This window comes from Mesorhizobium metallidurans STM 2683, from assembly GCF_000350085.1.
In the GTDB taxonomy this organism is placed as follows: Bacteria; Pseudomonadota; Alphaproteobacteria; order Rhizobiales; family Rhizobiaceae; genus Mesorhizobium; species Mesorhizobium metallidurans.
This window is the reverse complement of sequence record NZ_CAUM01000069.1, coordinates 1-9,093: the sequence shown is the minus strand read 5'-3', so window position 1 is coordinate 9,093 and position 9,093 is coordinate 1. Positions and strand designations below refer to the sequence as shown.

Genomic DNA, 9,093 nt, shown 5'->3' with positions numbered 1-9,093 from the left:
CCCGTCAAATCCCTCAGGCGTGATGCGGGATGATCGACAGGACACCCAGCCGAGCGAACCGCGGGCCGATGAGCCAAGCGTAATGCGATCTGGTCGGGAGTTCGAGCGGAACCCACTGACCGGAAAACCGTTCTCCTCTATCTAAAACGAAGGAGGTCACGGACCATGGATTGGAACCGCGTCGAAGGAAATTGGAAGCAGGTCAAAGGCAAGGTCAAGGAACGGTGGGGTAAACTCACTGATGACGATCTCGATCGGATCGCTGGCAAGCGCGACCAGCTCGAAGGCAAAATCCAGGAGCACTACGGTATCGAGAAGGATCGCGTTCGCAGGGATGTCGACGACTGGTACGGTCAGCAGGTCTGGTAGGATTGCGCTAAATCGGAGATAGGGCGCTGTCGGACGGCAGCGCCTTTTCTTGCGTCGATATCGGGGCGGCTTCTAACTTCAGCCTCCATCCCAAATTGGGCGAGCGCTCAGTTCCGATGGTCAGCGAGCTCGGATCGCTATCGAAGTGGGATGCATCGGGCATATGAAAACTCTGGCAGTTTGCTATGGTAGTGACGTGGCGGGTCTCCCCACAGGCACCGGATACCGATGTCTTGCATCCGGCGATCTTCTGGTAGTCTGGATGTTCAATGCCGCGCCCGAAACGATGATAGGCGGCGGCGCACTTTTTGTCTCGACATTCCAGATTGTCACTTGCCGTGGTGGTTGCCTATGGGGTTATAACCTCTATGGTCGTGGGCGGGCTGATTGTCCTCACGATGGCCGTTATCGTCTGGGCCATCGGCAAATCAGGGTATAGTTGGAGTGCGCCTTAGGTGCCGATCTGACGTGCTGGACATGACATCTGCTGGCGCGCCAAAGATTGCCGGCATAGGGCTGGCAAAACCTACCGTTCATTGAAGGGCGGGTTTGTCATCCACCCCAATCCGTCATCGGAGCGCCTGCAGGGCCGGATGCGCGAGATGGTGGAGGTGATCTCGGCCGCAACGGAGCTCACCGGCGACGTCGACAAGGCGGTCTACTGGTATCGCAACGAACCGATCGCTGACTGTGGCCATCGCATGGCGGCCGAGTTCGTCGCCGACGGGTCAGGTCGAAGCAGTCCTGGCCTACATCCGGGATCGTGGGGCGCGCGGGTGAAAGTCACCCGCGTCGGGCTGGACGAGATCTTCCATCGCTATCTGACACCCAAATGGGCCTCCTGCCACCAGTGGTGCGGGAGCGGCGATCGACGGCGGTCGTTTCAACCGGCCAGGCATCAAAGCGCTCTATCTGTCCCGTTCGACCCAGACAGCGCTGGAGGAATACAAGCAGCGCGCCAGCATCGTCCCCGCGGCAACGCTTGCCGCCTACCTCCAGCCTTTCAAGCGGACGTTCGCACATGTGTGGTATCGTGTTCGAGGGCCGGAAAATAGCGGTCGTGTTGGTTGGCATCAGAGCACGGCCAGCGCCAGCGGATTCTTGGCGGGACCGTGAATGACCGAGCCGTCCGCCGAAAATATCGAGCCATGACAGGGGCAGTCCCAGGTCCGGTCGGCATTGTTCCAGGTCACCGTGCAGCCCTTGTGGGTGCATTTCGCCGACAGCACATGCAACCCGCCTTGAACACCGCGATAGACAGCGATCTTTTCGCCGTCCTTCTCGATCACGCCGCCATGTCCGGGTGCGATTTCTTCGACTGATGCGACGATGGACTGGCTGTCGCCATCGCGATGGAAGTCTTCAGGAGCAGGACGCGCGGGATCGTAGAGCGCCTTCCAGCGGCTGCGGCGCTCCACAATCAGGTCGCAGATCAGCATCCCGGCCGCCGTGCCATTGCTGATACCCCAGGCATTGAACCCTGTGGCGATGTAGAACCCGGGGGCCTTGCTGGAGTCGGGCTCGCCGACATACGCGATCCGATCCAGCGTATCGTAGTCCTCGTTGCACCAGCGCCATGCCGTGTCGCCGACATCGAAATGGTCACGCACCCAAACTTCCAATTCCCTGAACCGCGAGGCGACATCGCCATCCTGCCCGGTATTGAACCTCGGACCCAGCACGACCAGTAGCGGGCCGTCCGCATCCCGACCGAGGCGCAGCGAACGGCTCGGCTCCTCCAGGCTGATGAACATGCCGTCCAGCAGATCCGCGTCGTCCGTCCGGAAGGCCATCGCTATATGCATGCGTGGCTGCGTGCGCCGCGCCATTCCCAGCGGGCTCTTCACCGTCATGTTCGTGGCGATGATGACGTTTTCCGCATGGATGTTGCCGCCATCCGTGACCACGCGCCAACGGTTCGCTTCGTCGATCAGCCGGGTACGGCTCCGTTCGAAGAGCAAGCCCCCGCCTTCGATGAATGCCTTGGCCAAGCCGTGGAGATAGCTCGCAGGATTGAATTGAGCCTGATCAGGAAAACGCAAGGCTGCCGCCGTTTCGAATGGAAGGGGAGCGCGATCCAGAATCGTCGCATTGAAACCGAGAGACCGCGCGGCAGCAGCTTCCGCTTCGATCTCGTTGCGGCGGCCGAGATCCCGGGTATAGACATAAGCGTCGCGATTTTCGAAGTCACACGCGATTGCGTGCCGATCCACCCAATCGCAAATGAGGTCGCATCCAGCCTTATTGGCGTCTGCGTAGTCCTGCGCCAGTTCACGTCCTCGCTGCGCGATCAACTGCTGATAAATCAGTCTGTGCTGCGTCGTGATCTTGGCCGTCGAGCGGCCGGTCACCTGTCCGCCGATATCGAGTGCTTCCACAACGGCTACCTCACGGCCCTCTTCCCTGAGGCGCAGGCCTGTAGTGAGGCCAACGATTCCAGCACCGACAACGACGGTCTCGGCGTGGATTGAGGCCTGCAGGCTTGGATAGCGAGGCGCGGAGAGGCCGGCTGTCCAGCAGCTGCCCGACGCGCCGGGAAGCTCGGCGTCCATGGTCAGGTCCGCTCGAACGTGCCGACGAGCTCGGCCTGCCCCAGTATATGTGGCTTGGCTCTCTCCATCACTTTGTCGACCGGCGCTTTCTCGTCGAGATGCAGGGTCTCCACATCGAGTGCCAGAAGCCGGAAATGGTAGTGATGAAGCCCATGTCCACGTGGCGGCTGGGGACCGTCGTAATGGGGATTGCCGAAATCATTGACTCCGTGACCGAGGCTCTCGGTCTTGGCGCCCGCCGTCGTGCCCTCCGGCAGAATATTGCGCTGCGGGTCGATGTCGTAGATCGCCCAATGGCGGAACGTGCCTGAAGGTGCGTCGGGATCCTCAATGATCAAGGCGAAGCTTTTGGCTCCAGCAGGGGCGTCTTTCCACTCCAGCGGTGGCGAAACATTTTCCCCATCACGAGAGTATCGCGGCGGTATGCTTTCACCGTCGGTGAAGGCGGGACTCTTGAGGGCAAAGGCCATAGTCGCTGATCTCCATGTCCGTATTGTTGAATAACAACGACCGGCCGCTCACGTTCCCGACAGGCTGGTGTTGCATTTCCCGAAGGACGCTTGGCGAGCTGCTTTTTGCCTTTCCATGGCTCGCGCGCCAAGTTCAGGCTGTCCTTCTGAAGGGTGGCAACTCTCTCTGCCATCCACAAGTTCCGGGATCGCAGTCGTTGCAATTATTGCAAGGGTGCCTCGCCGCACTGCGCGTTGTCATTTGGAACAAAGGCATTGCCTGGAGGTTGGGCCTCATCGTCTTTTCCAATCAAGGAGCATCTGCATGAGAAACACCTTCCGCCTAGCGTCGCTATCGCTCGCCACCTCACTGGTCTTCGCATTGCCAGCGCCCGCTGCCGAAACCGCGCAGGATTTCGTCACCAAGGCCGCGCTCGGCGGAATGTTCGAAGTCCAGTCGAGCAAAGTCGCCCAAGACAAGCCGCAGGACCAAGGGCTCAAGGATTTCGCCCAAAAGATGATCTCCGATCATGGCGTCGCCAATGCGAAGCTTGAGAGCATCGCCGGCGAACAGAAGTTGAAGGTGCCTGCCGACCTCGATGCTGCACACAAGAGCGATCTCGACAAGCTGCAGTCGGGTACGGCGCCAGTAGTTGCATCTTATGCAGACATGCAGAAGGCGGCGCACACCGATGCGGTCAGCCTGTTCGAGGCTTACGCCAAGGACGGCCACAACGCCGCCCTGAAATCCTTTGCCCGCCGAGACGTTGCCGACACTCAAGATGCATCAGGAGATGATTCAAAAGGTCGCAACGACGGCGCCAGCTTCTGACGCCACCACACCGGCGGTGACCAGCGGCGCGACCAATCCGGCCGCTCCTGTTCCCGGCGCCAACAGCTTTACCGAAGCCCAGGCCAAGAGCGCGATCGAAAAGGCGGGTTATGCCGACGTCTCTGGTCTGACGAAGGACGACCAAGGCATCTGGCGCGGAACGGGAGCAAGGACGGCAAGTCGACGCCGATCGCGCTCGACTACCGAGGCAACGTTGTTGCCGGAACCAAGTGATCAGAAAGCGAGGAAAGGACTGTTCGACAATTATGACGATGCCAATGATGCCGTAGGCGAACTCGTGGCCACCGGCGTCCCGCCCGATGACATCAGCATTGTGGCCAACAACGCCACCGGCTGGCACAAGGACGAGGAGACCGAAGCCGGCGAGGACGCGGCCACGGGAGCTGGCGTCGGCGCCGTCATTGGCGGCGCCGGCGGCCTGGCAACAGGCCTCGGCCTGATGGCCATTCCCGGGGTGGGACCTGTCGTTGCAGCTGGGTGGCTGGCTGCCACTGCTGTCGGCGCGGTTGGCGGGGCCGTGGTCGGTGGTGCTGCTGGGGGCATCATCGACGCCATGACAAGCGCTGGCGTCCCTGAAAACGACGCCCATGTCTGTGCCGAAGGCGTTCGTCGTGGCGGCACGATGGTCGCTGCCAAGGTCGACGACAATCTCGCGCCGAATGCCGAACAGATCCTCAAGCAATATAATTCGGTCGACGTCGCTGGCAGACGCAATCAATACGAGGCTGGCGCTGGACCGGTTTCGACCCGAACGCCGAAGTCTACACTGGAGAAGACCTGCAGCAGGCTAGACGCGGACGCGATCTTTGATGCGAAACTCGCAAGGCGGCCAAGGCCGCCTTGCTCCTTTTAAATCCTCTCCTCAGCAAGAGCGTGAATTTTCATGACCCAAGCGGCTGTACGGAATCGCGACGGAACCGCGCTTCGTAACGCTCGTTGCTGTTCGGTGGCTAGAAGCAGGGTTAAATTCAATGAGCGAAAATAAGTCGAATGATTCAAGCCGCGTCGTAAAGGGGCAAGAGCTTGAGATCGAACATCTTACACAGGTCGCATCGATAACACCCAGGCAGGCACGCAGGCTCCTTCAAAAGCACGGTGCCGACTGGCCCAAACTCAAGCAGGAAGCTGAAGCACTGAAACCGAAGACTGACGATATTTAATGTGTAGCAGCCGCATCAGTCTGACACCGACGACAAGCTGGCAAACCGCTTTGACCCCGCCCGGTTTTGGCTTCTGCATATGTCTGTGCGGTTCGATATATGTGTAGACGTGCGTCGCTCTTCCACGTCTGGGCAAGAGGCGGCCCGAAGGGCCTACCTATACGTTGCCTCACGCTTCGGTAGGCAAGTCAGCATGAGAAAATTGGCCAATTCGCCAATGAGTTAGGTTGAAACAAATCGCCTCGAATGGCGTTTTGGCCCATTGCTTTGTGGGAGGAACGAAAATGGCTGTCGATAAAAGCAAACGAGACTTTCGCGACCGCGATCGTGTATCGGCTGACGAGGACTATGAGGTCGAGTACTTCGCCAGCAAGACAGGCATCACCCCTCAGCAAGTGAGGGAACTCATCGCAAAGCACGGCAACAGCCGCGCGACACTGGAACAGGAAGCACAGGCTCTGCGAGGCCGAGCCTGAGTGAGGTGTTCGAACTGGCCGTACCTGTTCTGGCAACCGCAACCGGCTGGCTTCGGCGCGTGTATGTAAGCGCCCCCGAAATTGGCTTTGTGAGGATCCTCGCCTTACCGCCTTCCATTGTTAATTTTTCCTATTGGGATCGTTCGCTATACTCACGGCGCGGGGGGCAAGCTGATGGACAGCTTTCGGTCGAATTCATGAACGGCAAAAAGGTCGTGCGAAGCCTTTCAGTCGCTGCGCAAAGCCATGTGCATGCGGTGGTAAAGATCATCCCTAAGCCTATGATGCCCGGGAAAGCATCCGGAAAACCGGGGATCAGGGTGAGACCTGCTGCAGGTGGAAAAACCAGCGTGTTTCACGTTATTGAACAGGCGGAAAAGTAACCGAAGACAGCATTCCCGGCATGGGTCTACACCTTAGGTGGGAAGCTAGGGCGCCTGCTTGCGCGACAGCGGGCATGCATGTCCGAAGACCCAGCTTGATTAGGGCGGCAAGCATGAACTCAGTCACGCTTATAGGTTACCTCGCAACTGTCTGCTCCATGACCAGCTTTACGCCTCAGGCCTGGAAGATCATCAAAACGCGAGAGACAGGCGGGATCTCCGCACCGATGTATGGAATCACGGTTTTGGGTTTTGCCTTGTGGTTGGCTTTCGGCATCATGAAGCTGGAATGGCCCATAATCATAACCAACGGCGTCTGCCTTTTGCTGTCGGCCTTCATCTTTACGATGACGATTCTACCTCGCGATGAGAAGGATGCAGTTGCCGATATTCTTGATCCGGATAACTAACGCGCCCTTCCAACACCCAGCCTGAGCAGCGGATCGCCGGGCATCACCTGGAACAGTATGCCGACGAGGAGCGGAATTGCGACAAAATTTGAGAGCAGCAACGGCAGCGTAAATCGTACGCGGCCGAACGCTCGTCCAAGTTCGACCAGCGGGACCTGCAAAAACGTGACGAACAACATGAACGCGAGTGCCGGGTTGATCGCCGCCTCAAGCGCCGTTGTCCCGGGAACGAGCGGGGCAATGGCTGTCGCGATCGCGACCGCACCGAAATAGATCTGGACTTGTCGGCTCTCCAGATGATTCCGGATATCTTGGTCAACCACGAAAATTCCTCTCGCCTAAGGCTTGGCCCGAGTGCCGCAGCAGCCGGCGATCGGGGTGGACTTCTGGCGCTCTCCTCCGAGGTCTTCGAAGATGCTGCAGTTCGAGGCGGGCCCGCCGAGACAGATTTAGTTGCAGGCGTCGACATACCCTTCGAGGCTCCGCTCTTGCAACTCCGTCATTTTGCGGCGCACTTCGACAAGATGAGCCTGGGCCAGATCGCGCGCCTCCGTGCAGGAACGTCGGTCATCCCCGGCCAAGCGCGTCAACTCCCGGATCTGCGCGTGGGTAAACCCGAAATCGCGACAGCGCCGAATGAAGGTCAAACGCTCGACGAGCGACCGGTCGTACACGCGATGACCGCCGGCGAGGGCGTGCCGCGAAAGGCGACATGGGCATCGGCCACCACGCTCAGGCCGGACGTGAATTTGATGTCGTTCATTTAGGTCTCCTCCCGGTCGCAAGGCACTTTGCCGCGACATTCGACAACGGGTGAGGAACAGCGCACCTCGCGCCATGGAAACGAGACCATCCAAGCGCAGACCGCAGGACGGTTTCCTGCGAGCAGCAACCCGTTCAGTCAGATGTCTCTTGCCTGATCCGTATCTTGGGGTGAGACTTTCACTTCGCAGCGTTTTTCGGAATGCCCCCGGTTGCCGACGGCATACCCGCAGTTCAACCTGAATATTTGAAGCCGTCGTTGGATTGCTTTCGCTGCCAGCCTCACCGGCAAATGCTCGCGTGCGGTCGACCAGGTAACGCCGTGCATCGCACAAGCTCGGCCCGTTCAGCCGTAGCCGCGAAGCCTGAACTGGCGGCTCGATGAGTGGGGGGAAAGGCGGTAGCGCGCTCCCGCTACCAGAACTTCGCTAAGTGATTGATTTACTTAGCGAAAATGCTGAAAAAGTCCAAAATGATCGCCGAATGCAGATCCGTTAAGTCTTTTGATTTTGCTTTCGAAGACGAAAGCTTATCAAGCGGCCCGCTACCAATGGCCTCTCCGCTGGTGTTGCGCGAACACCTCCGACGTGTGAGTTGAGCGCTATTTTCGCTTGCTTGCCGACGCTTTCGGGGTCGCGTCTATCACGATGATTTCCGACGCGGGTTCGCCACGGACAGCGCGCTCGTTCCTGATCTTCTGGATCGTCTCCAGCTTATTGCCAAGATCGCCGTAATCAATGACGACGAAGTAGCCGTGGTTGGTGCGGGAAGCATCTTTGTAGATTTCAAGTTGCTTCTCGTAGCCGTGGACGACGGTACCGCCGGAGCGCTTCATCTCGACCAATACGCGGGCGTTATAACCCTTCGAGTATTTGAAATCGATTGGGCCGCCGCCCATATTGGCTTCTGGCGAAATGTCGATATTGTTGGCACGGCAAAAGCAGTCGGAAATGGCGTAGTAGAATAGCTGCGACGCGCGCTCCCGCTTCGGTTTGCCATCGATCCAAAGCTCCTCCCACAGGTTGCCGTTTTCGACATGGTGCTTGAACATTTCAATGCTGTCTTTGACGACGCGCTTTATTTCATCAATGCCCTTCTCGACCTCGTATTTCCTATCAACTTTGAACTCTTCAGGCTTGCTGTTCAGGATGTCGCGCAAGAGGTAATAGCCGAGGGCGTCACTGTTCGGATCGTAGTTCGTGGCGTGCGCCTTCATCGCAGCCAAGAAAGTGTTGAACAGTTCCTTAGACTGGAAAGCTGCCTGCCGAATGGCATCCTTTCTGTCCGTCACGGTAGGTCGGACGATGCCCGCTAGAAACTGATTGACCCGTTGCCGCATGGCTGCATTGGCATTGATCGCGGCTTCGATTTCCGACCAGTCATTCGCGATTGGAAGTTCGCGAACGATGTCAATTGGGACCAGCACAATCGCCCGTTCCCTGCCATTCGACGCGGTATAGTGTGGCAAGGCGATGTCTGGCGTGAGCCCGGACTTCTTGACTGCAATTCCATTCGACGCACAGAACTCGTTCGTCAGCGCCGCAAGTTGCGGCTCTATGACCCTAGAAGTCAGGTCGCTGATCGTGTCGGGTCCGACCTGTTCTTCAAAGAACCCCATCAAGGAAATCATTTCCGGGTCATTGACCCCGAGTGCGATCACTTCCTTAGGACAGTCGTCA

General features: G+C 58.6%; 10 protein-coding genes and 3 pseudogenes. 8 read left to right on the top strand and 5 right to left on the bottom strand.

Features of this window, described 5'->3' with window-relative positions:
- Window positions 1-165 precede the first annotated feature (165 nt).
- From MESS2_RS12315 to MESS2_RS33275, 3 genes and pseudogenes are all read left to right on the top strand, one after another.
- A complete protein-coding gene (locus MESS2_RS12315) occupies window positions 166-369 on the top strand; it encodes a CsbD family protein (RefSeq protein ID WP_008874569.1) in 204 nt (67 codons plus the stop codon).
- A gap of 563 nt (window positions 370-932) precedes the next feature.
- Window positions 933-1,149 (top strand): annotated as a pseudogene (locus MESS2_RS33280) (hypothetical protein); the annotation flags it as partial.
- 87 nt (window positions 1,150-1,236) lie between these two features.
- Window positions 1,237-1,485 carry an RES domain-containing protein gene (locus MESS2_RS33275; protein WP_341872357.1) on the top strand — a complete coding sequence of 83 codons (249 nt, stop codon included), beginning with the start codon at window positions 1,237-1,239 and terminating at the stop codon, window positions 1,483-1,485.
- On the opposite strand, the gene MESS2_RS12310 is transcribed toward MESS2_RS33275, so the two are convergent.
- Entirely contained in the window at window positions 1,443-2,921 is a 1,479-nt protein-coding gene (locus MESS2_RS12310) for an FAD-dependent oxidoreductase (protein WP_008874567.1), read from the bottom strand. The two genes, MESS2_RS33275 and MESS2_RS12310, sit on opposite strands and share 43 nt — an antisense overlap.
- Window positions 2,922-2,923: 2 nt before the next feature.
- Window positions 2,924-3,391: a YbhB/YbcL family Raf kinase inhibitor-like protein gene (locus MESS2_RS12305; RefSeq protein ID WP_008874566.1), complete on the bottom strand. Its 468-nt coding sequence runs from the start codon at window positions 3,389-3,391 to the stop codon at window positions 2,924-2,926.
- A 304-nt stretch (window positions 3,392-3,695) separates the two neighbouring features.
- On the opposite strand from MESS2_RS12305, the pseudogene MESS2_RS12300 reads away from it, so the two are divergent.
- From MESS2_RS12300 to MESS2_RS12280, 5 genes and pseudogenes are all read left to right on the top strand, one after another.
- Window positions 3,696-4,436: pseudogene (locus MESS2_RS12300) on the top strand (DUF4142 domain-containing protein).
- Window positions 4,420-5,033, top strand: a pseudogene (locus MESS2_RS12295) (hypothetical protein). The pseudogenes MESS2_RS12300 and MESS2_RS12295 overlap by 17 nt, the downstream one beginning before the upstream one ends.
- 634 nt (window positions 5,034-5,667) lie before the next feature.
- Window positions 5,668-5,859, top strand: a complete 192-nt coding sequence (locus MESS2_RS12285; RefSeq protein WP_008874561.1) for a DUF3606 domain-containing protein — start codon at window positions 5,668-5,670, stop codon at window positions 5,857-5,859.
- A 5-nt stretch (window positions 5,860-5,864) separates the two neighbouring features.
- Window positions 5,865-6,242 (top strand): hypothetical protein, encoded by a 378-nt coding sequence (locus MESS2_RS32225; RefSeq protein ID WP_008874560.1) that lies wholly within the window; start codon window positions 5,865-5,867, stop codon window positions 6,240-6,242.
- A 113-nt stretch (window positions 6,243-6,355) separates the two neighbouring features.
- The gene (locus MESS2_RS12280) at window positions 6,356-6,652 is read left to right on the top strand and encodes a SemiSWEET family sugar transporter (RefSeq protein ID WP_040592778.1); all 297 of its coding nucleotides are present in this window, start codon (window positions 6,356-6,358) and stop codon (window positions 6,650-6,652) included.
- Here the strand turns inward: MESS2_RS12280 and MESS2_RS12275 are convergent.
- The 3 genes from MESS2_RS12275 to MESS2_RS12265 all read right to left on the bottom strand — a co-directional run.
- The gene (locus MESS2_RS12275; protein ID WP_008874559.1) at window positions 6,649-6,975 is read right to left on the bottom strand and encodes a Bile acid:sodium symporter (fragment); all 327 of its coding nucleotides are present in this window, start codon (window positions 6,973-6,975) and stop codon (window positions 6,649-6,651) included. The two genes, MESS2_RS12280 and MESS2_RS12275, sit on opposite strands and share 4 nt — an antisense overlap.
- A gap of 126 nt (window positions 6,976-7,101) precedes the next feature.
- Complete coding sequence (locus MESS2_RS33270) at window positions 7,102-7,326, bottom strand: MerR family DNA-binding protein (RefSeq protein ID WP_157357673.1); 225 nt, start codon at window positions 7,324-7,326, stop codon at window positions 7,102-7,104.
- A 689-nt stretch (window positions 7,327-8,015) separates the two neighbouring features.
- Window positions 8,016-9,093, bottom strand: a 1,078-nt coding sequence (locus MESS2_RS12265; RefSeq protein ID WP_040592772.1) for a hypothetical protein, incomplete at its 5' end; no start/stop codon positions are given.

Bases quoted from the DNA above. Each gene is read 5' to 3' on its own strand.
- MESS2_RS12315 (WP_008874569.1), top strand. From the start codon at position 166: ATGGATTGGAACCGCGTCGAAGGAAATTGGAAGCAGGTCAAAGGCAAG.
- MESS2_RS12310 (WP_008874567.1), bottom strand. From the start codon at position 2,921: ATGGACGCCGAGCTTCCCGGCGCGTCGGGCAGCTGCTGGACAGCCGGC.
- MESS2_RS12305 (WP_008874566.1), bottom strand. From the start codon at position 3,391: ATGGCCTTTGCCCTCAAGAGTCCCGCCTTCACCGACGGTGAAAGCATA.
- MESS2_RS12285 (WP_008874561.1), top strand. From the start codon at position 5,668: ATGGCTGTCGATAAAAGCAAACGAGACTTTCGCGACCGCGATCGTGTA.
- MESS2_RS12280 (WP_040592778.1), top strand. From the start codon at position 6,356: ATGAACTCAGTCACGCTTATAGGTTACCTCGCAACTGTCTGCTCCATG.